Annotated in this window: 19 protein-coding genes and 1 riboswitch; of the genes, 7 read left to right on the top strand and 12 right to left on the bottom strand. The window is 71.3% G+C overall.

The features are described 5' to 3' along the window. The 4 genes from IEZ12_RS37730 to def form a co-directional block, all read left to right on the top strand. Positions 1-323: HD-GYP domain-containing protein (locus IEZ12_RS37730; protein ID WP_373295435.1), on the top strand; the 323-nt coding region annotated here is incomplete at its 5' end. Then, entirely contained in the window at positions 320-1,642 is a 1,323-nt protein-coding gene (locus IEZ12_RS05270; RefSeq protein ID WP_189271021.1) for an HD-GYP domain-containing protein, read from the top strand. The genes IEZ12_RS37730 and IEZ12_RS05270, both read left to right, overlap by 4 nt. A gap of 128 nt (positions 1,643-1,770) precedes the next feature. Then, on the top strand, positions 1,771-2,754 hold the full coding sequence (locus tag IEZ12_RS05265) for a tetratricopeptide repeat protein (protein ID WP_043915960.1): 984 nt from the start codon (positions 1,771-1,773) through the stop codon (positions 2,752-2,754). Between the two features lie 104 nt (positions 2,755-2,858). Then, positions 2,859-3,485 (top strand): peptide deformylase, encoded by a 627-nt coding sequence (def, locus tag IEZ12_RS05260; protein WP_189271020.1) that lies wholly within the window; start codon positions 2,859-2,861, stop codon positions 3,483-3,485. Positions 3,486-3,544: 59 nt separating this feature from the next. On the opposite strand, the gene IEZ12_RS05255 is transcribed toward def, so the two are convergent. Then, positions 3,545-5,182: a right-handed parallel beta-helix repeat-containing protein gene (locus IEZ12_RS05255; RefSeq protein ID WP_308431000.1), complete on the bottom strand. Its 1,638-nt coding sequence runs from the start codon at positions 5,180-5,182 to the stop codon at positions 3,545-3,547. Positions 5,183-5,250: 68 nt separating this feature from the next. On the opposite strand from IEZ12_RS05255, the gene IEZ12_RS05250 reads away from it, so the two are divergent. Then, a complete protein-coding gene (locus IEZ12_RS05250; protein WP_189271018.1) occupies positions 5,251-6,483 on the top strand; it encodes an IS30 family transposase in 1,233 nt (410 codons plus the stop codon). A gap of 78 nt (positions 6,484-6,561) precedes the next feature. On the opposite strand, the gene IEZ12_RS05245 is transcribed toward IEZ12_RS05250, so the two are convergent. The 3 genes from IEZ12_RS05245 to IEZ12_RS05235 all read right to left on the bottom strand — a co-directional run bounded on the left by IEZ12_RS05245 (position 6,562) and on the right by IEZ12_RS05235 (position 10,880). Beyond that, the gene (locus tag IEZ12_RS05245) at positions 6,562-7,581 is read right to left on the bottom strand and encodes a ribonucleotide-diphosphate reductase subunit beta (RefSeq protein WP_043915963.1); all 1,020 of its coding nucleotides are present in this window, start codon (positions 7,579-7,581) and stop codon (positions 6,562-6,564) included. Further along, complete coding sequence (locus IEZ12_RS05240; RefSeq protein WP_189271017.1) at positions 7,581-9,995, bottom strand: ribonucleoside-diphosphate reductase subunit alpha; 2,415 nt, start codon at positions 9,993-9,995, stop codon at positions 7,581-7,583. The genes IEZ12_RS05245 and IEZ12_RS05240 overlap by 1 nt, the downstream gene beginning before the upstream one ends. A gap of 172 nt (positions 9,996-10,167) precedes the next feature. Continuing rightward, positions 10,168-10,294, bottom strand: a riboswitch (cobalamin riboswitch). A 91-nt stretch (positions 10,295-10,385) separates the two neighbouring features. Further along, positions 10,386-10,880: a GNAT family N-acetyltransferase gene (locus tag IEZ12_RS05235; protein ID WP_189271016.1), complete on the bottom strand. Its 495-nt coding sequence runs from the start codon at positions 10,878-10,880 to the stop codon at positions 10,386-10,388. Between the two features lie 270 nt (positions 10,881-11,150). Here IEZ12_RS05235 and IEZ12_RS05230 point away from each other — a divergent pair, with 270 nt between their 5' ends. After that, positions 11,151-12,134 carry a helix-turn-helix domain-containing protein gene (locus IEZ12_RS05230; RefSeq protein ID WP_189271015.1) on the top strand — a complete coding sequence of 328 codons (984 nt, stop codon included), beginning with the start codon at positions 11,151-11,153 and terminating at the stop codon, positions 12,132-12,134. Positions 12,135-12,141: 7 nt separating this feature from the next. On the opposite strand, the gene IEZ12_RS05225 is transcribed toward IEZ12_RS05230, so the two are convergent. The 8 genes from IEZ12_RS05225 to IEZ12_RS05190 form a co-directional block, all read right to left on the bottom strand. Next, positions 12,142-12,888 carry a histidine phosphatase family protein gene (locus IEZ12_RS05225; RefSeq protein WP_043915967.1) on the bottom strand — a complete coding sequence of 249 codons (747 nt, stop codon included), beginning with the start codon at positions 12,886-12,888 and terminating at the stop codon, positions 12,142-12,144. A gap of 167 nt (positions 12,889-13,055) precedes the next feature. Continuing rightward, on the bottom strand, positions 13,056-14,651 hold the full coding sequence (gene mctP / locus IEZ12_RS05220; RefSeq protein ID WP_189271123.1) for a monocarboxylate uptake permease MctP: 1,596 nt from the start codon (positions 14,649-14,651) through the stop codon (positions 13,056-13,058). A 20-nt stretch (positions 14,652-14,671) separates the two neighbouring features. After that, positions 14,672-14,977: a DUF3311 domain-containing protein gene (locus tag IEZ12_RS05215; protein WP_308430995.1), complete on the bottom strand. Its 306-nt coding sequence runs from the start codon at positions 14,975-14,977 to the stop codon at positions 14,672-14,674. Between the two features lie 316 nt (positions 14,978-15,293). Beyond that, a complete protein-coding gene (locus IEZ12_RS05210) occupies positions 15,294-16,082 on the bottom strand; it encodes a GntR family transcriptional regulator (RefSeq protein WP_043915968.1) in 789 nt (262 codons plus the stop codon). Between the two features lie 172 nt (positions 16,083-16,254). Next, a complete protein-coding gene (locus IEZ12_RS05205; protein WP_189271014.1) occupies positions 16,255-17,829 on the bottom strand; it encodes a glycoside hydrolase family 3 protein in 1,575 nt (524 codons plus the stop codon). Positions 17,830-17,891: 62 nt separating this feature from the next. Continuing rightward, complete coding sequence (locus IEZ12_RS05200; RefSeq protein ID WP_189271013.1) at positions 17,892-18,821, bottom strand: carbohydrate ABC transporter permease; 930 nt, start codon at positions 18,819-18,821, stop codon at positions 17,892-17,894. Next, positions 18,818-19,807, bottom strand: coding sequence for a carbohydrate ABC transporter permease (locus IEZ12_RS05195; protein ID WP_229847257.1), 990 nt, complete (start codon positions 19,805-19,807; stop codon positions 18,818-18,820). The genes IEZ12_RS05200 and IEZ12_RS05195 overlap by 4 nt, the downstream gene beginning before the upstream one ends. A gap of 148 nt (positions 19,808-19,955) precedes the next feature. Next, entirely contained in the window at positions 19,956-21,248 is a 1,293-nt protein-coding gene (locus tag IEZ12_RS05190) for an extracellular solute-binding protein (RefSeq protein WP_229847256.1), read from the bottom strand. A gap of 564 nt (positions 21,249-21,812) precedes the next feature. Between IEZ12_RS05190 and IEZ12_RS05185 the strand changes: the two genes are divergently transcribed. Then, complete coding sequence (locus IEZ12_RS05185) at positions 21,813-23,117, top strand: type 2 periplasmic-binding domain-containing protein (protein WP_189271012.1); 1,305 nt, start codon at positions 21,813-21,815, stop codon at positions 23,115-23,117. The last annotated feature ends 152 nt before the right edge of the window (positions 23,118-23,269 follow it).

Raw genomic sequence — 23,269 nt, 5'->3', positions numbered from 1 at the left:
TGTCCGGCGACCGGATCCCGGAGTTCGCCCGGATCATCTCGGTCGCCGACGCCTTCGACTCGATGACCTCCACCCGCTCCTACCGGCGCGGCCGTCCCGTCCAGGAGGCCGTCACCGAACTGGAGCGGTGCGCCGGCAGCCAGTTCGACCCGGTGATGGTGCAGGCCCTGGTGGAGGCCGTCGCCGAACACGGCTGGCAGCCCGAGCCGCCGCCGCCCGGCGGCTGGGACGGCGAGGTGCCGGACATTCCGCTCGGCGTGCCCGAGCCGGCCCGGATGCCGCAGCAGTCCGGCCAGGGCCTGCCGGCCGGCGGGACGACATGACCGTCCGGCGGCCGGGCCCGGCCGACCTGCTGCACGGCGCGGCCGTCCTGCTCGGCGGCTGCGCGCTGGCGCACACCCTCGCCGTCGGCGCCAACCAGGCCCGGGTGGCGCTGGCGTTCGCCGCGCTGATCGCGCTCGGCCAGTGCGCCGGGCCCGCGCTGCCCGGCGACCGCGAGCCGGCGCCGGTGGCCACCGCCGTCGCCCTCGCGTACGCGCTGCTCGGGCCGCTGCACGGACTGCCCACCGGGCACGGGGTGCTGCAGGCCACCGCCGTCACCGCGATCGGCACCGCCGCCGGGCTCGTCGCGCAGCTGGCCGGGCGGGCCGCGCTGGCCGCCGTCCGGCGCCGGCCGCGCAGCCCGCTGGGCGGGCTGGACGCCGCCGCCCGCCGGCTGGTCACCGTCACCTTCGCCGCACTGCTGTTCCAACCGCTGTACGAGTCCGGCGCCACCGACCGGCTGCCCGGCCCCGCGTACGGGGCGCTGCTGGCGGCCGTCGCCGCGCTGGCCGCGCTCGGCGACGCCGTGCTGGCGGCCGGGCAGCAGCGGGCCCGCACCGGGCTGCGGTACAGCGCCGCGCTGGACGACCAGCTGCACGCGCTGCTCGGCATCGGTTCCGCGCAGGTCGCCACCGGGCTGCTGCTCAGCCTGCTGGCGGGCGAGGCCGGGCTGTGGGCGCTTCCGGTGTTCTGCGTGCCGCTGCTGCTCGCGCAGGCCTCGTTCCGGCGGGCCGTGGAGGTGCGGGCCACCACCGGGCAGACCATCGAGACGCTCGCCCGGGCCACCGAGATCGCCGGCTACACCACGCCCGGGCACGCCCGCCGGGTGGCCGACACCGCGTGCGCGCTGGGGCGCGAACTCGGGCTCGGAAGCCGTGAGTTGACGCTGCTGGAATATGCCGCGCTGATGCACGACATCGGCCAGCTGTCGCTGGTCGAGCCGGTGCCCGGCGGGGCGACCGCGCTGCTGCCCGACGACGAGCAGCAGCGGATCGCCCGGCTCGGCAGCGAGGTGATCCGGCGCACCGGCGTGCCCCGGCAGGTGTGGCAGCAGGTCGCCCGGCTCGCCGATCCGTGCCGGCTCGACGACGGCCGGCACGACCCGACCCTGCCGCTGGCCTCCCGGATCATCCGGGTCGCCAACGCGCACGACGACCTGCGCACCGCCGCCGCCGACCATCCCCGGGCCGGCGCCCTCGACCCGCTCGACCACCTGCGGCTGGACGCCGGCCGCGGCTACGACCCGGTGGTGCTGGACGCGCTCGCCCGGCTCGGCCGCCGCGGCCACCGCGCGGCCCGCTGCCGGTTCGCGGCCCGATGAGCCCCGCGGCCCGCGGCCTGAATGGCCGCGCGGGGCGCGCAGCCCGCGGCGGGCGTGGTTGGATGCGGTCGTGGCGGGAAGACCCGGAGGCGGGGCGACCCGGTGACGACCGACGGCAAGGGACCAACGTGAGGATCTTCCACCGCGCACGGCACCGTCCGTCGGCGACCTGGCGGCAGACCACCGACCGTGCGTTCACGCTGATCGGCGACGGCCGCTACGAGGACGCCGGGGCGCTGCTGGTGATGGCGGCCGACCTGGAGCCGTGGCTGTCCGACTCCTGGTTCAACCTGGCCCTGCTGCACAAGTTCCGCCGCGACTGGGAGCAGGCCCGCAGCGCCGGCCTGCGCGCCGTCGCGCTGCTCGACCGCCAGCACGGCGCGCCGGACTGGTGGAACCTCGGCATCACCGCCACCGCCCTGCAGGACTGGCCGCTGGCCCGCCGCGCCTGGCAGGCGTACGGGCTGCGGCTGCCCGGCGGGCCGGGCACGGACGGGCCGATCGAGCTCGACCTCGGCACCACCCCGGTGCGGCTGTCCCCGGACGGCGAGTCCGAGGTGGTGTGGGGCCGCCGGCTCGACCCGGCGCGGATCGAGGTGCTGTCCATCCCGCTGCCGTCCTCCGGCCGCCGCTGGGGCGAGGTGGTGCTGCACGACGGCGCGCCGCACGGCGAGCGGGTCGCCGACGGCGTCGCCTACCCGGTGTTCGACGAGATCGAGCTGTGGGCGCCCTCGCCGGTGCCGACCTGGGTGGTGCTGCTGCAGGCCGCCACCGCCGCCGACCGGGACGCGCTGGAGAAGACCGTCGCCGACGCCGGGTACGCCGCGGAGGACTGGACGTCCTCGGTGCGGCTGCTGTGTCGGACCTGCTCGGAGAGCCGGATGGCCATCGACGACGGCCACACCGCGCACCACGACCCGCACGACGACGGCGACCCGCTGCACCCCGGCCACCTCAGCCACCTCAGCCAGGGCTCGGCCGGCGGCCCCTGGCAGATCGAACGCGAATGCGGCATCGCCGCGCCCGCCGGGCTGGTCCGCACCCTGCTGGAACGTTGGGCCGCCGCGTCCCCGGCGACCCGCGCCTACCGGGACCTCGAAGAGGTGTGCTGACCCTCCCCGGGCCGTAAGGGGGCCGGGAGGTACCCCCGTGCGCCGCCGCGCCCCGTACCCTGGACCGGTACACCAGCCGGACGCGGACGGAGCGGAAGCAAGCGATGGCCGAGCACCACGACCACGAGCACGACCACGAGCACCAGGACGGCGACGTCCAGCGGGTGGTCGGCGAACTGCCCGACCCGGGCAAGGGCACCGCCCGCCCGATCACCGTGGTCGGCAACCCGGTGCTGCACCGCGAGACGCAGACCGTCACCGCCTTCGACGACGACCTCGCGACCCTCGTCGACGACATGTTCCAGTCGATGTACGCCGCCGAGGGCGTCGGCCTGGCCGCCAACCAGATCGGCGTCGACCTGAAGGTCTTCGTCTACGACTGCCCCGACGACGAGGGCGTCCGCCACGTCGGACACGTCGTCAACCCGGTGCTGGAGGAGCTCCCCGCGGGCCGCCGCACCCTGGACGACAGCCAGGAGGGCTGCCTGTCGGTGCCCACCGCCTACCAGGAGCTGGCCCGCCCCGACTACGCCGCCGTCACCGGCCAGGACAAGCACGGCAACCCGATCCGGGTCGAGGGCACCGGCTTCTTCGCCCGCTGCCTCCAGCACGAGACCGACCACCTGTACGGCTACCTGTACATCGACCGGCTCTCCAAGCGCGACCGCAAGAGCGCCCTGCGGCAGATGGCCGAAGGCACCCCGAAGTACGCCACGGTGCCCAACGACTGACGCGGCACCAGTTCCTCCGCCGGGGGCCGCACCCGAAGGTGCGGCCCCCGGCGTGCGGGTCAGGCCGGTTCGACGATCATCCAGGCGACCAGCGAGTTGTCCCCGGGCGCGCCCTGGACCTTGAACCAGCTGCCCGCCGCGCGGTCGGTCACCCAGACGGCGCCCGAGGTGGTGCCGCTCGGCCGCTGGATCGTCAGCAGGATCCGGCTGTTCGCGGTCACCGCCGTGGTGTTGACCTGGGCCTGCCCGCCGGAGAGCGTCACGGTGCCGAGGCGCGCGCCGGCGCCCTCCCGTACCCGCAGGCCCTGGCCGAGGGCGACCAGGCCGGTGGCGCGGTCGACGGCCAACGGGGAGTCGAGGGCGTTGCCGCTGTCGTCGTGGCGCAGCAGCCGCAGGTCGGAGCCGCTGTTGCCGCCGGACTCCGGGGCGGAGTCGACCCGCAGCGTCCACCGCGGGGCCGAGCCGCGGGTCCAGAACTGCAGGTCGCGGTTGGTGCCCTTGGCGCCGTTCAGCACGTGCGTGTCGGAGCGGTCCTGCTGCCAGCCGCCGCCCGCCTGGCCGGGGTCGGTGATGCCCGTGGCCCCGCTGTGCCGCACCATCGACCCGGCCTGGTCGCGGAACGGTGCGACGGCGCCCATGAACTGGCCGCCGGTCACCGCCACCAGGTGGAACGAGGCCAGCGACGCGGTGGCCACGCCGTACGCGGGCGAGCGGACGCCGGAGCCGTCGTCGTCGACGCCGGTGTACACCGAGCAGCCGGTCAGCAGCGCGCCGCCGCCCGGCGCGGTGGGCACGCCGGTGACCGAGAAGCCCGCCGATCCGGCCTGCTGGAGCTTCCCGTCCCGCTTGGCCAGGCAGCCCAGCAGCTGCACCGGGTGGGCGCCGGCGTCGGTGGCCACGTGGTAGCCGTCCAGACCGGAACGGTCGGTGAAGCACCCCGCCAGGACCAGGGACGCGCAGTCGCCGGTCACCAGGTAGCCGTGCCCGGCGTTCCACTCCGAGCGGCAGCCCGTCAGGACCACCGCGTTCGGGGCGGGCAGTGCGAAGCCGTGCCCGCCGTTGCCCTGCGCGTAGCACTCGTGCAGGTCGGCGTCGAGCATCCGCCCGCCGTTCGTGGCGAAGCCGTGCCCGTCGTTGGTGGAACACACCACCTGGTGGAACTGCAGGCCGCCGGCGCCCCCCGTGGTGATGCCGTTGCCGGTGAAGTGCCAGGCCGTGACGCGCTCCATCGCGACGTCGCGGACGTCCGCCGCCAGCACGACCGCGTCGATCGGGCCGCCGGCCGCGTTGGACTGCTTCATCCCGTTCAGGGCCAGGCCGCTCAGCCGGACCCCGCCGCTGAGTGCCGACTTCTCGTAGTCCTGCGGCACCGAGGCGGTCGGGCGGTTGACGGTGATCAGCGCCGAGCCGTCGAACCCGGGCCCGGGGAACAGGTACGAGGCGGTCATGCCGGTGCGCGGCGCGAAGTGCGGCGCCCAGTCCCCGCGCAGGGTCACCCCCTCGGTCACCAGCAGCGGCCGGCTCAGCAGGTAGCGGCCCGGCGGGAAGTACACCGTGGAACCCTGGGCGCCCGCGTCGATCGCCGCCTGTATCGCGATGGTGTCGTCGGTCGTGCCGTCGCCCTTCGCCTTGTAGTCGTCCCGGACGTTCAGCCAACTGTTCGGTCCGGTGGCCGCGGCGCCTCCGTGGAGGCGCACGGCCAAGGGCCGCACCCCGGCAACTTAAGTTCTAGTGGTCGTTGCAACATCCCAGCTCAGGGGATGCAATGGACTATCAGATCCGGGAGGACCGGGGCCCTCAGGGTCGGAGGAAGCTGACCGCTGAGCGGGCGGCATACTTCCAGCTCATGCAGCAGGGCTTCAACAACTCCGAGGCGTGCCGAATCGTGGGCGTCAACCGGAGGACCGGCATCACCTGGCGCAACGGGCGCAACGCGTACAAGGGCCGGCCGAGGACCGCACCCCCGGTACACCGGGAGCTGTCCTCGGCCGGCCCTTCCCGCTACCTGCGGGAGTCCGAGCGCCTCCACATCGCCGACCGGCTGCGCGAGAACGCCACGATCCGCCAGATCGCCGCCGAACTGGGCCGCAGCCCGTCAACCGTCAGCCGGGAGATACGCCGCAACGGCTCCCACTGGACGGGTGGCAGGTTCGCCTACCGGCCCCATGCCGCCCAGGCCCGGGCGGATGCCCGCAGGCCCCGTCCCAAGGCCGGCAAGATCGGCCGGAACCCCGAACTGCGCGAGTTCGTCCAGGCCCGCCTCGAACGCCGCTGGAGTCCGGAGCAGATCAGTCACATCCTGCGGCAGCTGTTCCCCGGCCGGCCGGACATGCACGTGACCCACGAGACGATCTACCAGGCCCTCTACTCCCGCAAGCGCGGGGACCTCCGACGCGACCTGTCCCGTTCCCTCCGCACAGGCCGCGCCATGCGCCGCCCGCACCGTCAGTCCGCCAAGCGTCAGCCGCGCATGGCCGAGAACATGGTGATGATCAGCGAGCGGCCCGCCGAGGTCGACGACCGGGCCGTCCCTGGCCACTGGGAGGGCGACCTCATCATCGGCAAGGCCCACAAGTCCGCCATCGGCACGCTGGTGGAACGCTCCAGCCGGCTCCTTGTCCTGGTCCATCTCCCGGACGGCCGCCAGCCCGCCCAGGTCCGCGACGCGCTCATAGAGGCCGTCTCGACGCTGCCGCATCAGTTCAGAAGGTCCCTGACCTGGGACCAGGGCTCCGAGATGCACCTGCATCACCAGTTCAGCGCCGCCACGGAGATGGACGTCTACTTCTGCGAACCGGGAAGTCCATGGCAGCGCGGGTCGAACGAGAACACGAACGGCCTGCTGCGGCAGTACTTCCCGAAGGGCACGGACCTGTCCCGCTACACACGCGAGGACCTGGACACCGTCGTCGCCGAACTCAACAGCCGCCCACGCAAAACGCTCGGCTGGGAGACCCCAGCCGAGCGCTTCGCTAGGCTCCTGGCAACAGCCAGTTGATCATCGTGTTGCTACGACCCCTGGAATTCGCCCAACCGGGGTGCGGCCCTTGGCCACTGACGACGCCTCGGGCGTCTCCTAGAAGTCGTCGTCGAAGGAGACCGAGCCCTCCACGGCGACCTGGTACGCGGAGACCCGGCGCTCGAAGAAGTTGGTCAGCTCCTGGACGTTCTGCAGCTCCATGAACCCGAACGGGTTGGTGGAGCCGTAGCGGATCGGCAGGCCGAGCCGGGCCAGGCGCTGGTCGGCGACGGCCTCCAGGTACTGGCGCATCGACTCGGTGTTCATGCCGGGCAGGCCCTCGCCGCACAGGTCGCGGGCGAACTGGAGCTCGGCCTCGACGGCCTCCTCCAGCATCTCGGTGACCTGCTGGGCCATCTTGTCGTCGAAGAGGTCGGGCTCCTCCTCGCGGACGGTGTCGACCACCGAGAACGCGAAGTCCATGTGCATCGACTCGTCGCGGAACACCCAGTTGGTGCCGGTCGCCAGGCCGTGCAGCAGGCCGCGGCTGCGGAACCAGTACACGTAGGCGAACGCGCCGTAGAAGAACAGGCCCTCGACGCACGCCGCGAAGCAGATCAGGTTCAGCAGGAAGGCCCGCCGGTCCTCCTTGCTCTGCAGCGAGTCGATGTGGTCGACCGCGTTCATGTACTTGAAGCAGAACTGCGCCTTCTGCGCGATGGAGGGGATGTTCTCCACCGCGGCGAAGGCCGCGTTGCGGTCCTCCGGGTCGGGCAGGTAGGTGTCCAGCAGCGTCAGGTAGAACTGGACGTGCACGGCCTCCTCGAACAGCTGCCGCGACAGGTAGAGCCGCGCCTCCGGCGAGTTGATGTGCTTGTAGAGGCTCAGCACCACGTTGTTCGACACGATCGAGTCACCGGTGGCGAAGAACGCGACCAGCCGGCCGATCATGTGCCGCTCGCCCTCGGAGAGCTTGGCGAGGTCGGCGACGTCGGAGTGCAGGTCCACCTCCTCGACCGTCCAGGTGTTCTTGATCGCGTCCCGGTAGCGGTCGTAGAACGACGGGTAGCGCATCGGACGCAGCGTCAGCTCGAAGCCCGGGTCGAGCAGCATCTTCTTCTGGTCTTCGGAGCTCATTACTGGCACGCCTCGCAGGACTCGGGGTTCTCCAGGGAGCAGGCGATGGCGTCCTGCTCGGCCTGGCTGAGGGTCGGGGTCTGCACCGGCACGGGGGCGGCGGTGCGGGCGGCGCCCGACGCGGCCTGGGCGATCCGGGTCGCGGGACGGGAACGCAGGTAGTAGGTGGTCTTCAGACCGACCTTCCACGCGTACGCGTACATCGAGGACAGCTTGCCGATGGTCGGCGCCGCCATGAACAGGTTCAGCGACTGGCTCTGGTCGATGTACGGCTGCCGGGCGGCGGCCAGGTCGATCAGCGCGCGCTGCGGCAGCTCCCACGCCGTGCGGTACAGCGAACGGACGTTCTCCGGCAGCCACTTGAAGTCCTGCACGGAGCCGTTGGCCTCGCGCAGCTCGTCCCGGGTCTGCTGGTCCCAGACGCCGAGTTCCTTCAGCTCGCGCACCAGGTACGGGTTGACCTGGAGGAACTCGCCGGACAGCGTCTCGCGCTTGAACAGGTTGGACACCTGCGGCTCGATGCACTCGTAGACGCCGGCGATGGACGCGATGGTCGCGGTCGGGGCGATCGCCAGCAGCAGCGAGTTGCGCAGGCCGGTCTCGGCGATCCGGACCCGCAGCGCGTCCCAGCGCTCGGTCCACTGCGGGGCGGCCGCTCCGAAGTGGTCGATGTGCAGCTGGCCGCGGGCCGCGCGGGTCTCGCCGTACGCCTCGTGGCGGCCGAACTGCTCGGCCAGGTCCGCGGAGCGCTCGTACGCGGTGAGCATGATGCGCTCGGAGATCAGTGTGGACAGCTGCTTCGCCTCGGCGGAGTCGAAGTCCAGCCGCAGCTTGAAGAAGACGTCCTGCAGGCCCATCACGCCAAGGCCGACCGGGCGCCAGCGGGAGTTGGACGTCCCGGCCTCGGTGGTCGGGTAGAAGTTGATGTCGATCACGCGGTCGAGGAAGGTCACCGCGGTGCGCACGGTGGCGTCCAGGCGGTCCCAGTCCATGGCGTTGATCAGGTCGTCGGCCGTGGCGCCCGGGGCGACGTGCGCGCCCAGGTTGACCGAGCCCAGGTTGCAGACCGCGGTCTCGGAGTCGTCGGTGACCTCCAGGATCTCGGTGCACAGGTTCGAGGAGTGCACCGTGCGGCCCGGCAGCGCGGTCTGGTTGGCGGCCCGGTTGGAGGCGTCCTTGAAGGTCATCCAGCCGTTGCCGGTCTGCGCCAGGGTGCGCATCATCCGGGCGTACAGGGTCTGCGCGGGGATGGTGCGCACGGCCTTGCCGGCCAGCTCGGCCTTGCGGTAGGCCTCGTCGAAGTCGGCGCCCCACAGGTCGACCAGCTCGGGCACGTCCGCCGGGGAGAACAGCGACCAGTCCTGGTCGGCGTTCACGCGGCGCATGAACTCGTCCGGGATCCAGTGCGCCAGGTTCAGGTTGTGGGTGCGCCGGGCCTCTTCGCCGGTGTTGTCGCGGAGCTCCAGGAACTCCTCGATGTCGGCGTGCCAGGTCTCCAGGTACACACAGGCCGCGCCCTTGCGCCGTCCGCCCTGGTTGACCGCCGCCACGGAGGAGTCCAGGGTGCGCAGGAACGGGACGATGCCGTTCGACTTGCCGTTGGTGCCGCGGATCAGCGAGCCGCGGGAGCGGATCCGGGAGTAGGACAGGCCGATGCCGCCGGCGTGCTTGGACAGCCGGGCGATCTGCGCGTACCGGTTGTAGATCGAGTCCAGGTTGTCCAGCGGCGAGTCCAGCAGGTAGCAGGAGGACATCTGCGGGTGCCGGGTGCCGGAGTTGAACAGCGTCGGGGAGCTGGTCAGGTACTCCAGGCGGCTCATCAGCTTGTACAGCTCGGCCACCTCCAGCACCGACTGCTCGGAGGTGCCGACCGCCAGGCCCGCCGCCACGCGCAGCAGGAAGTGCTGCGGGGTCTCGACCACCTTGCGGGTGATCGGGTGGCGCAGCAGGTAGCGGGACTGCACGGTGCGCAGGCCGAAGTACTCGAAGCGGTCGTCGCCGGCGGCGTCGATCAGCGAGTCGAACAGCGCGGTGTGCGCGGCCACGAACTCGGCGGTGGCGTCGCCGATCAGGCCCTCGGCGTGGCCGACGGCGATCGAGGCGGAGAACGAGGTGACGCCCTGGGTGGCGGCCTCGTCGGCGATCTCCATGGCCAGCAGGCGGGCGGCCAGCTTCGAGTACTGCGGGTCCTCGGCGATCATCGACGCGGCGGCCTCCACGGCCAGCCCGCGCAGCTCGGCGAAGTCCGAGCCGGCGTGGCGGCCGCGCAGCGCGGCGGCGGCGACGTGGCCGGGGTCCACCTGGGGGAGGTCGGTGCTGCGGTCGGTGAGCAGCCGAAGCAGCGCCGCACCGGGGTCGGTGAAGGCGTCGGCGGATCCCTGGGACGGCAGGGTGACTGAGGCGGCGACGGTCAAGGCGCACTCTCTCCTGTGGCGGCGACGGACGTGGATCGAGGTGTCCGACGGCACGCGTGCGGCAGGGGAGGACGGCACGCCGACAACGATCGAACGGCGCGCGAAAGACCCACCCCCGGCCCGCCCGCGAGGCCGGACGGCAAAACAGTGCTGCATGGCGTCTGCGGGGATGCCGTGTCGCACACCGTCGGCAGGTCCTCGGACTGCGCGGGCGTCGCTACAGCCCGCTCACCGTTGCGGGGCAGTCCCGGACTTTCACCGGGTTCCCCTGCTTCGACAGCGAGGTCGAGCATACATGTTGTGGCGGCTGGAGCTGGCGGCACCAGATGTAGTAGCGCGTGTCGCGTCGTGGTGCCGCGCGTAGACAACGGAAACCGCGCCCGAGGGGCCTCAGAACCGCATCGTGTAGACCATCAGATCCATGCCGGGGGCCGCCTCCCAGTCCCGTTCGGGAGTGCGGAGGAAGCCCAGAGCATCGTAGATCCGGTGCGCCGCGGTCATCTCCGGCCGGGTGGAGAACGCCATCCCGGCCAGTCCGAGTTCCCGGCTGCGGTCGATCGCCGCGCCCACCAGCGCCCGTCCGACGCCGCGCCCGCGGGCGGCCGCGCCGACCGCCAGCATCCGGATCTCGCCCTCGTCCGGGAGCGCGATGTCCGCCCAGGGGGTGCCGCCTGCGGCGAACGTCACGCAGCCGAGGACCGCCCCGTCGCCGTCGACGGCGACCAGCAGCTCGGCCTCCCGGTTGCGGCGCGCGGTGTCCCGGAGGAGCTCGACGTAGCCGGAGCCGGGACGGGTGTGGCCGTCGCCGACGAAGGCTTCGACGCTGACCTCCCCGGCTCCGGCGAGGTCGTGGTCGAGGGCGCGGCGGACGATCGGGGAGTGCATCCGGACAGTGTGCCGGACCGCGTCCGGCGCGGGTCGGCCAGGTCCGGGTCGAAGGGCCAGCCGGTCGGCCGGTGCCGGTCGTCCCGGCCGTGCCGGGCGTTGCGGTCCAGGTCCCGGCCGACCAGGACGCCGAGGAGTCCGAAGCCGGCGAGGAGGCCCAGCAGGGCGAGCGTGGAGGTCATGGCCCCCACTCTCCGCGCACCGGCCGCCCGTCACGAGTGGCAGGAACGCACCGTTGCCGCGAAATCCTGCCACTGCCATGCTGGGCGGATGCTGAAGAACGTCGCGGTGATCGTGATGGAGGAGATCCACCCCTTCGAGCTGGGGGTGGCCTGCGAGGTGTTCGGCCTGGACCGCAGCGACACCGGCCTGCCGGTGTACGAGTTCGGCCTGGTCGCCGACCGGCCCGGCCCGATGCGCACCCACGCCGGATTCGACGTCCACGTCCCGTACGGCCCGGAGCGGCTCGCCGAGGCGGACCTGGTGATCGCCACCGCCACCGGCATCCGCGAGCAGTACCCCGAGGCGCTGTGCGAGGCGCTGCGGGCCGCCCACGCGCGCGGCGCGTACGCGCTGTCGATCTGCTCCGGCAGCTTCCTGCTCGGCGCCGCCGGCCTGCTCGACGGCCGCCGCAGCACCACCCACTGGCGGTACACCGACCTGCTGGCCGAGCGCTTCCCGCTGACCACCGTCGAGCCCGACGTGCTGTACGTGGACGACGACCCGGTGATCACCTCGGCCGGCACCGCCGCCGGCATCGACGCCTGCCTGCACCTGGTCCGCAAGGTGCAGGGCGCCGAGGTGGCCCGGGAGATCGCCCGCCGGATGGTGGTCGCCCCGCACCGGGACGGCGGGCAGGCCCAGTTCATCAGCCGCCCGCTGCCCGAGGGCGACGGCGACTCGCTGGCCGGCACGCTGGAGTGGATGCGCCGCCACCTCGACCGGGAGACCAGCGTGGACGACCTCGCCCGGCACGCCCACATGTCCCCGCGCACCTTCGCCCGGCGCTTCCAGCAGGAGACCGGCACCACCCCGCACCGCTGGCTGACCGGCCAGCGGGTGCTGTTCGCGCAGCGCCTGCTGGAGTCCACCGACGAGAGCGTGGACGCGGTCGCCGCCCGCTGCGGCTTCGGCAACGCCGCCACCCTGCGGCACCACTTCGGCCGCCGCGTCGGCACCACCCCGCAGGCCTACCGGCGGGCCTTCGGCGGCCACGGCGGCCCGGTGCGGACCGCGGGGCTCCGGTCCGCCTGACGGGCGCTCAGGACAGGTGCGCGGTCTCGTTCCAGCCGGACGGCCGCAGCCGGCCCTCGCGGGCCCGCCACACACTCGTCGAGCAGTTGGCGACCGGCGGCAGCGCCAGCAGCTCCTCCTCGCCCAGCCGGTCCAGCACGTGGCGCAGCATCAGCACCGTGCAGTCGTGCGCGACCAGCAGCACCGGCCGCCCGGCCTCCTCCTCGCCCAGGTCGCGCAGCAGGCCGCGCACCCGCAGTGCCACATCCAGCCAGGACTCGCCGCCGGGCGGCCGGTAGTACAGCTCGCCCATCCGCCGGCGGCGCTCGGCCTCGGCGGGATGGTCGCGCTCGATGGCGGCCTTGGTGAGCATCTCCAGCACGCCCAGCTCGCGGTCGCGCAGCCGCTCGTCGTAGCGGATCGGCAGGCCGACCGGGACGGCGCCCAGCCCCGACGCCTGGGCGAGGGCGATTCTCGCGGTCTCCGCGGTGCGCACGTACGGCGAGCACCACACCGAGCGGGGCCGGTCGGCGGGCGGCCGGGCGGCCCACCATCGGCCCAGGTCGTGGGCCTGGGCCTGGCCGCGCATGGAGAGCGGGATGTCGGCGTCCCGGCAGGTGATCGGGACGGTCAGGGCGCCGCTGGCGTCCGCGTGCCGGAACTCCACGTTGGCCGTGGACTCGCCGTGCCGGGTGGCGATCAGGACCGACGGCAGCCGCCGCCCGCCGTCGGTCTGGGTGCGGTGCCCGTTGCGTACCGTGGTGAGGTCGGTCATTGGCGGTGGCTCCCCGTTGTCGGTGCTGCGTCGGTGGTGCTCGTCTCTCCCCGGTCTCTCCCGAAAAGGGCTGTCATAACAGATGATCGCGCCGTCACCCCAGTGTCGATCGAGGCAACGGCGCGACCCAAGGGCGCATTCGGGGGCGCGTTGCGCCCCCGCACGCGTCAGTGCGCCAGCGTGGGCTGCGGGGCCCGCTCCACGGCCTCGTCACCGGCCTCCGCGGAGTAGTCGGCCCTGGCGGTCTCGTCGGCCCCCTCCGGGGCCTTCAGGGCCCGCAGCACCAGCGTCAGCACCACCGCGACGAGCAGGTTCAGCACGAACCCGGTCAGGCCGATGTAGCCGACCTCCCCGATCACCGGGATCTTCGCGGCCGAGCCGCCGAAGTGCTTGGTGGCCGGCGACGCGATGCCGTACGCCTTCCAGGTGCCGTACAGCATGCCGACCGCCCAGCCGGCCAGCAGCGCCCAGCGGTGGAACCAGCGGGTGAACAGGCCCGCCACCAGCGCCACCGCGGTCTGCAGGATCCACACGCCGCCCAGCAGCTGCATGTTGATCGCCGCCTGCTTGTCCATCACCAGCACGAACGCCAGCGCGCCGACCTTCACCAGCAGCGAGGCGATCTTCGCCACCCGGGTCTCGTCGGCCGGCGTGGCGTCCGGCCGCAGGAACTCCTTGTAGACGTTGCGGGTGAACAGGTTCGCCGCCGCGATCGACATGATCGCGGCGGGCACCAGCGCGCCCACCCCGATCGCCGCGAACGCCACCCCGGTGAACCAGCTCGGGAACATGTCCGCGAACAGCTGCGGCACCGCCAGCTGCGCGTTGAACTTCTTGTCGCCCTTGCCCACCCCGGCCGCGATCGCCATGAAGCCCAGCAGCGCCAGCAGGCCCAGCATCAGCGAGTACGTCGGCAGGATCGCCATGTTGCGGCGCACCGTGTTGCGGGACTTCGCCGCCAGCACGCCCGTCACCGAGTGCGGGTACATGAACAGCGCCAGCGCCGACCCGAACGCCAGCGTCGCGTACGACCACTGCGCGGCCGGCCCGGTGACCAGCGAACCCGGCGCCTTGTGGGTCACCGGGTCCGGAGTGAACTTGTGCGCCGCCGCGTCGAAGATGTGCCCGTAGCCGCCCAGCCGCATCGGGATGTAGATCACCGCGACCAGGATCACCACGTACACCAGGGTGTCCTTGACGAAGGCGATCAGCGCCGGCGCCCGCAGGCCCGAGGAGTACGTGTACGCCGCCAGCACGCCGAACGCCAGGAACAGCGGCAGGTCCTGCAGGAACCAGTTCCCGGAGCCGCCGACGCCCAGCACGTCCAGCACCGCCTGGATGCCCACCAGCTGCAGCGCCACGTACGGCATGGTCGCCAGGATGCCGGTCAGTGCCACCGCCACCGACAGCCCGCGCGACCCGTACCGGCCGCGCACGAAGTCCGCCGTGGTCACGTAGCCGTGCACCCGCGACACCGACCACAGCCGCGGCAGGATCAGGAACACCAGCGGGTACGCGATGATCGTGTACGGCACCGCGAAGAAGCCCGCCGCGCCCGCCCCGTAGACCAGCGCCGGCACCGCGATGAACGTGTACGCGGTGTACAGGTCGCCGCCCAGCAGGAACCAGGTGATCCAGGTGCCGAAGCTGCGGCCGCCCAGACCCCACTCGTGCAGGTGCTGCGCGTCGTCCGCCCGGCGCCAGCGCGACGCCAGGAAGCCCATCACGGTGACCGCGGCGAAGAACAGCAGGAAGACCGTCATCGCGGTCCAGTCCACGTGCTTCACGACTGCTCACCCCCGTCCGGCTGGGCCGGGACCTGCACCGCGACGGACGGGACGGCCTTGCGGGCCGCCTCGTCCCGGCGCAGCAGCAGGTACGCGGAGGTGGTGAACACCGCCGACAGCGGCACCCACATCAGCTGGTACCAGTAGAAGAACGGCATGCCGCCGAGCGCCGGATCGGTCTTGCTGTACGACGGCACCCACAGCACCACCACGATCGGCACCAGCAGGCACAGGCCGGCCAGTACCCGGGCGGGGGAGACCACGGGCAGTGCGCCCGCGGATGGCGATTGAGACGACGACACGAGCGGCTCCCGGGATGACGAGGAGTCACCTCACTGGCACCGCACCGCACATCGCTGTACGTCCGCCGAGCAGTACCTTCGGTGATCGAAAGGTCTCCGCGAGAGTAGGGCAGGGGAGTGACTTGTGTCACTACCCTGTCAACCGATCGTTCCGCGACGGCTGTTCGGGCCGGCTGCGCGGGCCGCTCGGAGGTGGCCTACGACGCGGGCCGCTGCAGCCTCGTCGTGCTGTGTTGTTCCGAACCCGCCGGAGGTGGCCTGCGCGGGCCGCTGCAGCCTGGTCGTGCTGTGTTGTTCCGAACCCGCCGGAGGTGGCCTACGACGCGGGCCGCTGCAGCCTGGTGGTGAACTTGTACCGGTCCCCGCGGTAGATCGACCGCACCCACTCCACCGGCGCGCCGTCCGCGTCGAAGGAGTGCCGGGACAGCTGGAGCATCGGCAGGCCCAGGTCGGAGCCGAGCAGGCCGGCCTCGCGCGGGTTGGCCAGGGTGGTCTCGATGGTCTCCTCGGCCTCCGCGACCGTCACGCCGTAGACCTCGCGCAGCGCGGTGTACAGCGAGTTGTGCTTGGCGAGGTTGCGTCGGAGCGCGGGGAAGCGCTTGGCCGACAGGTGCGCCACCTCGATCGCCATCGGGTCGCCGTTCGCGAGCCGCAGGCGCTCGATCCGCAGGACGCGCCCGCCGGGCTTGATGTCCAGCAGCGGGGCGAGCCGCTCGTCGGCGGAGATGTACGCGACCTCGACCAGCCGGGAGGTCGGCTCCATGCCCTGGGCGCGCATGTCCTCGGTGTACGAGGTCAGCTGCAGGGCCTGCGCGACCTTCGGCTTGGCGACGAAGGTGCCCTTGCCCTGGATGCGCTCCAGCCGGCCCTCGACCACCAGCTCCTGCAATGCCTGCCGGACGGTGGTGCGGGAGGTGTCGAACTGGGCGGCCAGCGCCCGCTCCGGGGGCACCGGGGTGCCGGCCGGCTGGGTCTCGGTCAGTTGCAGCAGGTGCCGCTTCAGACCGTAGTACTTCGGCACCCGGGCCGTGGCGGTGGCAGGGCCGGTCTGGGTCGGCACCGTGGAGCCCTCGGCGAGCGCCGCCGAATCCCTGTCGCCACTCATGGCAGCTCTCACTCCTCGTTGGAGACGGGTCCTTAACGGACCCCTAAGTCCTATGTAACAGCACATGTTTGCACGCACGGGGAAGCAAGCGGGAGCGCCTGCGGGCAAACCGGCATGCGACGGGCCCGGAACGGAGCGCCTGGCGCCCGTTCCGGGCCCGTACCCGAGTGTCTCAGCCGGTGGCGGCCGCGGTCACCGCGAGTCCCGCCAGCGCCTCCGCCGCAGCGATCGCGCAGACCCGCGAACCGCCGTACGTGGCAAGGGCGGTGACGCCGAGCGGGGCGAACAGTCCGGCCAGCCCGTGGGCGGTGCCGATCTCCACCACCACGGCGTCCGGACGGTGCTCCACCAGGGCGAGCGCGGCCCGGCGCATCCAGGCGTGGCGGTGCACGTCGCGCACCACCAGCACCAGCGGACGGCCCACCGCCGCGCCGAGCAGCGGGGCGACGTCGATCTCGGCGTCCTCGGCGGCGACCGCCACATGCAGCAGGCCGGAGCCCTCGGTGACGGTGGCCGGCGGCGAGACCCGGCTGGAGGTGGTGCCGGGGACCAGCTCGCCCAGCGGGCCGGCCACGCCCCACGGGGTGTCCTCGCCGGCCGCGATGTTCGCGCCGGGGGAGAACTCGACCACGTGCGGCACCCCGGCCAGCGGCCGCAGCTCGCCGGTGATCCGCAGCGCCCGGCGGGCGGCGGCCAGGCCGACGCCGACCTCGCCCTGCCGGCCGACCAGCGAGGCCCGCACGGCGGCGGACCAGCGGGCCACCGCCCGGTTGCGCTCGGCCGCCTCGTGCAGCCGTTCGGCGGAGAGCCGGCCCTCGCGGACCGCCCAGACCAGCGCGTCGCGCAGGTACACGAAGGCGTCCTCGTCGTGCAGGCCGCCGCCGACGCAGATGGTGTCGGCGCCGGCCGCGACGGCCCGCACCGAGCCGGCCGCGACGCCGTGGGTGCCGGAGATGGCGCCCATCTCGATGCCGTCGGTGACGATCAGCCCGTCGAAGCCCAGTTCCTCGCGGAGCAGGCCGGTCAGGATGCGCTGCGACATGGTCGCGGGCAGCTGGGCGTCGTAGGCGTCGAACAGGATGTGCGCGGTCATGATGCTCTTCGCGCCGGCCGCGATGGCGGCTCGGAAGGGCAGCAGGTGCTGGCCGAACTGTTCGACGGCGAGGTCGATCCGGGGCAGCCCGAGGTGCGAGTCGCCGGCCGTGTCGCCGTGGCCGGGGAAGTGCTTGGCGCAGGCCGCGACGCCCGCGGACTGCAGGCCGCGGACGTACGCGGCGGTGTGCCGGGCGGCGAGGTCGCCGTCGCCGCCGAAGGACCGGACGCCGATCACCGGGTTGTCCGGGTTGGAGTTGACGTCCGCGTCGGGCGCGTAGTTGAGGTTCACGCCGACGGCGGCCAGGTCGAACCCGATGGAGCGGGCGACCCGCTCGGTGAGGTCGGTGTCGTCGACCTCACCGAGCGCCAGGTTCCCCGGGTACGAGGACCCGCTGGTCACTTCGAGGCGGGTGACGTCGCCGCCCTCCTCGTCGATGGCGATCAGCACGTCGCCGTTGAGCGCGTACATCTCACCGGTCAGCGCGGCGACCTGCTGCGGGGTGCGGATGTTGCGGCCGAACAGGGCGACGCCGCCGAGCTCGCCGTCGCCCAGTCTGCGGCGCAGCCACTCGGGCGCGGTCAGGCCGGCGAAGCCGGGCTGCAGGACCGCCCCGGCGTCGCGCATGAGCAGGGCGCTTTCCGTACCGGGCATCGCCATGGTTCCTTCCCTGGGGGTGGAGGTGCTTCAGGTGCGATTGGGGTGTGGAAGGGGACTCAGCCCTTGACCGCACCGGCGGTGAGACCCGCCGACACCTTCTTCTGGAAGAACACGAACAGGATGATCACGGGCAGCGAGACCAGCAGACCGCCGGCCATCTGCGAGCCGTAGTCCGCACCCCGGGTGGGGGTGGTGGAGTAGAAGGTCAGCCAGATCATCGAGGTCTTGGAGCCGTCGCCGCCGCTGCTGATCAGGGTGTTGGCGACGATGAACTCGTTCCACGCCTGGATCCAGCTGTAGACGCCGGTGGTGATCAGGCCGGGCAGGGTGAGCGGCAGGATGACGCGGAAGAACGCGCCCCACTGGGTGCAGCCGTCGACCATGGCGGCCTCGTCCAGCTCCGCCGGGATGTTCACGATGAAGGAACGCAGCGTCCAGACCACGTACGGCACGGTGAAGACCAGGTACGCGAGGATCACACCGAGCAGCGAGCCGGTCAGGCCGGCCTTGTTCATCACCACGAACAGCGGAATGATGATCGCCAGCAGCGGCACCATCTGGACCACCAGCATGGTGACGATGAAGAAGCTCCGGCCGCGGAAGTTGAACCGGGCCACCGCCACGGCGGCGAGGAAGCCGACCACCAGGCCGAGCACCACCGCGCCGAGGGTGAGGATCAGGGTGTTCTGCAGCGACGGCAGGAAGTCGGCGTCGTCGAAGATCGTCTTGTAGCTGTCGAACGAGAAGGACGACGGCCAGAAGGTCGGGTCCTGGGCGATCAGGTCCTTGTTCGTCTTGAACGTGGTGAGGATCATCCAGTAGATCGGGAAGGCCATCACCAGGGCGACGCCGATGGCGAGGGTGTTCCAGATCCCGGTCACCACCGGCTTCTGGCCCGTGGTGCGGACCTTGACCTTCTTCTTCTTCGGCTTGGGGGCCTCGGGCGCCACCGGCGGCCCGGACGGGTGCGTGGTCGTCGCGGTCATCGCTCGTTGGCTCCGATCTTGAGCATCTGGCGGATGTAGAACACGAGCACCGCCAGCATCATGAGGATCATCACGATCGAGATCACCGAGCTCTCGCTGTAGCGGGAGCGGACGATGCCGTTCATGTACAGGTAGGTGCCGATGGTCCAGTAGCCGGGCTCGGGCGAGGTGTTGCGCAGCGAGAAGATCTGCGCGAAGACCTGGAAGTCCCAGATGAAGCTGAGCGCGGCGGAGATCATCAGGAACGGGCGGATGACCGGGATGGTCACGTGCCGGAAGACCTGGAAGGCGTTGGCGCCGTCCAGCCGGGCGGCCTCGGTCAGTTCGGCCGGGACCTGGGTCAGCGCGGCGTACAGGCCGAGGACCAGGAACGGCAGCGCGCCCCAGATGATGACGGAGGCGCCGACCACGTACAGGCCGACGTTCGGGTCGGCGAACCAGTCGTAGTGCTTCCAGCTCTCGTCGCCGGTGACCAGGAAGGCCAGGTAGTCGACGACGCCGCCGTTGGGGGAGAACAGCCAGCGGAACACCTGGCCGTTGACCAGCGCCGGGATCGCCCAGACGAACATCATCACGGTGATGACGGTGACCCGGGCCCAGTTGGACACCCGGTTGAGGAGCAGCGCGATCAGCATGCTCAGCACCATCGAGAGGATGACCAGCTCGGCGGTGAAGTAGATCGAGCGGAGCACGACCTCCCAGAACTGGTGGTCGCCGAGGATCTTGCTGAAGCCCTCGAAGCCGATGTACTTCGACAGCGACGGGTTCACCAGGTACGCGTACCGGTTGACGTTCTGGAACGCCAGGTCGAACAGTCTGAACAGCGGGTACGCCAGAACGCCCACCAGCACGACGATGGCAGGCAGCAGGAGGGCGTAGGGGATGTACTGGCCGGCCGCGAAGAATCCGCGGCGCTGCGGCTTCCCCGCCGGGGCAGGCCCCGACTTTTCGGACCGGTTCACGGTCTCGTTGGTGGTCACACTCATCAGGGTCCTTCCCGGGCCCGCGATTCTGGTCGGTCCTGGCGCACGGGTGGGCAGTCCGCGTGATTGCGGACTGCCCACCCCCTAACTGGCGCTCAGTGCGGTGGTCCGCCCGGGAGCGGACTCCCGGGCCGACCGCGGATCAGCTGGGTCAGCCGTTCAGGTCCTTGACGAGGGTCTCCTGGGCCTTCTTGAGCTCGGTGGCCGGGTCGCCACCGGCGGCGATCGCACCGAAGGCGTTCTTCAGCGCGGTCTCGTCGGCGCCGGACCACAGCGGCGAGTTCGGGATGAACCAGGTCAGGCCCTCGGCCGCCTCACCGGTCGCCTTGTTCGCCGGGTCGGCCTGCTTGTAGGCGGCGACCAGGTTCTTGGCGTTCGGGATGGCGTGCTTGGCGAGCGCGGTCTGCTGCGCGGTGTTGGTGTAGATCTGCAGGAAGGTCGCGCCCAGGCCCGGGTTGGCGGCCTTGGACGGGACGGCCAGGTCGGAGCCGCCGAGGAACGCCGGGGTCGGGGTGCCGGCCGCCAGGCCCGGGAGGGCGATGGTGGCGAGCTTGTCCTTCAGCGCCGGGTCGCCGGTCTTCGGGTCGGCGACCGCGCTGACCTCCCAGCCGTTGCCGATGATGGCGGCGATGTTGCCCTTGGACATCTGGGCGTCCTGGGTGGCCTCGTCGGTGGTGGTGCCGCCGACCGAGTACTCCTTCTGCAGGTCGTTCCAGGTCTTGACGCCCTCGATGAACTTCGGGTCGGTCAGGTTACCGGTCCACTTGTCGCCGTCCTTCTTGGCGATGATGCCCTTGACGCCGAACTGGCCGGCGCCGAAGGAGACGGCGGAGTACCAGTTCTGGCCCGGCATGTAGAGCGCCGAGAAGTTCGGGACGTTGGCGTTGGCGGCCTTGACCTTGGTCAGGGCGGCCTTCAGCTCGTCGATGGTGGTCGGGGCCTGGGTGACACCGGCGGCGTCGAACAGGTCCTTGCGGTAGATCAGGACGCGGGCGCCGGCGTAGTACGGGACGGCGTAGGTCTTGGAGCCGTCGGCCGACTGGCCGGAGGCGGCGACCGAGTCCAGCCACTTGTCCGAGTTGTCGAACTGGCTCTTGACCGAGGTCAGGTCGACGAAGGAGCCGGCCTCGATGTACTTGGCGGCCTGGGTGTTGCCGATCTCCAGCGCGTCGGGGGCGTTGCCGGAGAGCAGGGCGGTGTCGAGCTTGGTGGTGTAGTTGGTCCAGGTCTGCCACTGGACGTCGACCTCGGCGCCGGTCTGCGCGGTGAACTCCTTCTTCGCGGCCTCGACGACCTCGGGCCAGCCCTTCTGGGCGTCCTGCATCAGCCAGACGGTGACCTTCTTGCCCTTGCCGTCCTTGCTCAGGGTGGCCTTGTCACCGCCGGAGCTGGACGAAGACGAGGAGCAAGCCGAGGCGACGAGCACAGTGGCGATAGCGGCCACGGCTGCGATCTTGCGGTTCAAACCATCCTCCAGAGGGATGAGCAAGGTAGGGCACCGGGCCGCCGGGCCAGGGGCCCTGAAGCTGCGTCGTGCCGTAAGGGGGAACGTCACCGGATGACACGGACACGAACTGCCGGGGCAGGCGGGCCGGTCCGCGAGGTGGAGTAGACCATTGGTTTAGACCAACGCCTGGAGATTGGCATGGACCAATGACGAGCGTCAAGGGATCGAAGAGCGTCTGCACAAGCCGTTATCAACGCTTGACTCGGCCGTGTTGGACTGGACCAAGTCGGGGGCGGATCCGGATATGGCGGGACGAATCGACCGCCTCGGAACGAGAGGCTCCGGTTGCTCAACGTGGCCTGAAGGACACCTTAAGTGAGCCTTAATCGGCATACCCGCCCAGGTATTGACGTGATCGGGCCAGAACGAGCAACGGATCGACAACAAGCGGGACTTGTAATCATCACGCGCGTTGACGCTGCAAATGGTCTAGGCCAGGATCCGAAAAGCTGGTCTGTACCACCCGCGCAGACCTCCCCGCACCTGATTCGGAGGATTCGCGTGAAGCGTCAGGTTCTGGCCACGCTCGGCACCACCGCCCTGCTGGTCACCACCGCAGGCTGCTCGTCCGGCGGCGGTTCGGCCGCGCCGGCGGCCGCCGTCGACCCGAAGAACGTGACGGGCACCGTCACCGTGTGGCTGATGGACGATGCCCAGAAGAGCTGGCCGGAGCTGGTGCAGCAGGTCAACGACCAGTTCGCCGCCAAGTACCCCAAGGTCGAGCTGAAGCTCAGCTACCACACCTGGAAGAACAAGATCGCCGAGCTGGACGCCGCGATCGCCGCCAACCAGGCGCCCGACGTGGTCGAGCTCGGCAACACCGAGACCACCAAATACATGGTGAACGGCTCGCTGGCGGGCCTCGACCGGACCGCTTTCGACAACTCCGACAATTGGATCAAGGGTCTCGCCGACACCTGTACGTACAACCAGAAGCTTTTCTGCGTCCCCTATTACGCGGGCGCCCGGGTCGGCGTCTACAACGCGAAGATGTTCCAGGACGCCACCGGGTCCGCGGACCTCCCGCAGAACGAGGACGAGCTCACCGCCGCCCTCGACAAGGTCGCCCAGCGGAACAAGAACAGCGCCGGCTTCTCCGCGCTCTACCTGCCCGGCCCGTACTGGTACGCCGCGATGTCCTACGTCACCGCGTACGGCGGCTCGATCGCCAAGTTCGACTCCAGCGGCGTCTGGCACGGCACCCTGCACGACCCCAAGTCACAGGCCGGCCTCCAGCACTTCGTCAACCTGGTGCGGACGTACAACAAGGGCGACCTGAAGGTCAACGAGGCCAAGCAGGCCGGCGTGCTCGGCCACGAGAAGGCCGCGCTGATCTACGCCAACGGCTGGGAGCTGAGCGACGCGATCGCCCCGATCACCGGCACCCCGGCGCTCAAGGACTCGCTGAAGATCGTCACCATGCCCGGCCCGAACGGCAAGCCGCTGCCCTCCTTCATCGGCGGCTCCGACCTCGCGATCACCGCGAAGTCGCAGAACGCCGCGGTCGCCACCGACTGGGTCCGGATGTTCACCAGCACCAAGTCCGAGCAGGTGCTCGCCGACAAGGACACCCTCCCCAACAACCTGACCCAGCTGGCGCCGCTGAAGAACAAGCCCGCCACCGCCGCGGCCGCCAACGCCGTCCAGGACGCCTGGTTCACCCCCGCCGCCCCCGGCTGGGGCGCGGTCGAGAAGCAGAACGTCCTGGTGAACATGCTGGACGCGATCTTCAAGGGCAAGAGCGTCGAGGACGCCACCAAGGAAGCCGACGCGCAGATCGACCAGCTGATCAACAACCCGTCCTGATTCCCGCGGGCCGGGCGCCGACGCACCGTCACGACGTGTGCGGCGGGGCCCGGTCCACGTAGGATCGGCACAGCACAGTTCCACGCAGCGAGGGTGCGGACTCGCCGCCGTTCCAGAGGTCCCCGTCGGGCGTCCCGCCCCACGGGGTAGAA

This window comes from Kitasatospora griseola (assembly GCF_014648555.1).
GTDB classification, from domain to species: Bacteria; Actinomycetota; Actinomycetes; order Streptomycetales; family Streptomycetaceae; genus Kitasatospora; species Kitasatospora griseola.
This window is presented reverse-complemented; position numbering and strand designations above follow the sequence as displayed.

Coding starts and splice junctions, on each gene's coding strand:
- IEZ12_RS05195 (WP_229847257.1), bottom strand. CDS start 19,807: ATGAGTGTGACCACCAACGAGACCGTGAACCGGTCCGAAAAGTCGGGG.
- IEZ12_RS05230 (WP_189271015.1), top strand. CDS start 11,151: ATGCTGAAGAACGTCGCGGTGATCGTGATGGAGGAGATCCACCCCTTC.
- mctP (WP_189271123.1), bottom strand. CDS start 14,651: ATGACGGTCTTCCTGCTGTTCTTCGCCGCGGTCACCGTGATGGGCTTC.
- def (WP_189271020.1), top strand. CDS start 2,859: ATGGCCGAGCACCACGACCACGAGCACGACCACGAGCACCAGGACGGC.
- IEZ12_RS05270 (WP_189271021.1), top strand. CDS start 320: ATGACCGTCCGGCGGCCGGGCCCGGCCGACCTGCTGCACGGCGCGGCC.
- IEZ12_RS05245 (WP_043915963.1), bottom strand. CDS start 7,581: ATGAGCTCCGAAGACCAGAAGAAGATGCTGCTCGACCCGGGCTTCGAG.
- IEZ12_RS05225 (WP_043915967.1), bottom strand. CDS start 12,888: ATGACCGACCTCACCACGGTACGCAACGGGCACCGCACCCAGACCGAC.
- IEZ12_RS05250 (WP_189271018.1), top strand. CDS start 5,251: ATGGACTATCAGATCCGGGAGGACCGGGGCCCTCAGGGTCGGAGGAAG.
- IEZ12_RS05235 (WP_189271016.1), bottom strand. CDS start 10,880: ATGCACTCCCCGATCGTCCGCCGCGCCCTCGACCACGACCTCGCCGGA.
- IEZ12_RS05200 (WP_189271013.1), bottom strand. CDS start 18,821: ATGACCGCGACGACCACGCACCCGTCCGGGCCGCCGGTGGCGCCCGAG.
- IEZ12_RS05210 (WP_043915968.1), bottom strand. CDS start 16,082: ATGAGTGGCGACAGGGATTCGGCGGCGCTCGCCGAGGGCTCCACGGTG.
- IEZ12_RS05205 (WP_189271014.1), bottom strand. CDS start 17,829: ATGCCCGGTACGGAAAGCGCCCTGCTCATGCGCGACGCCGGGGCGGTC.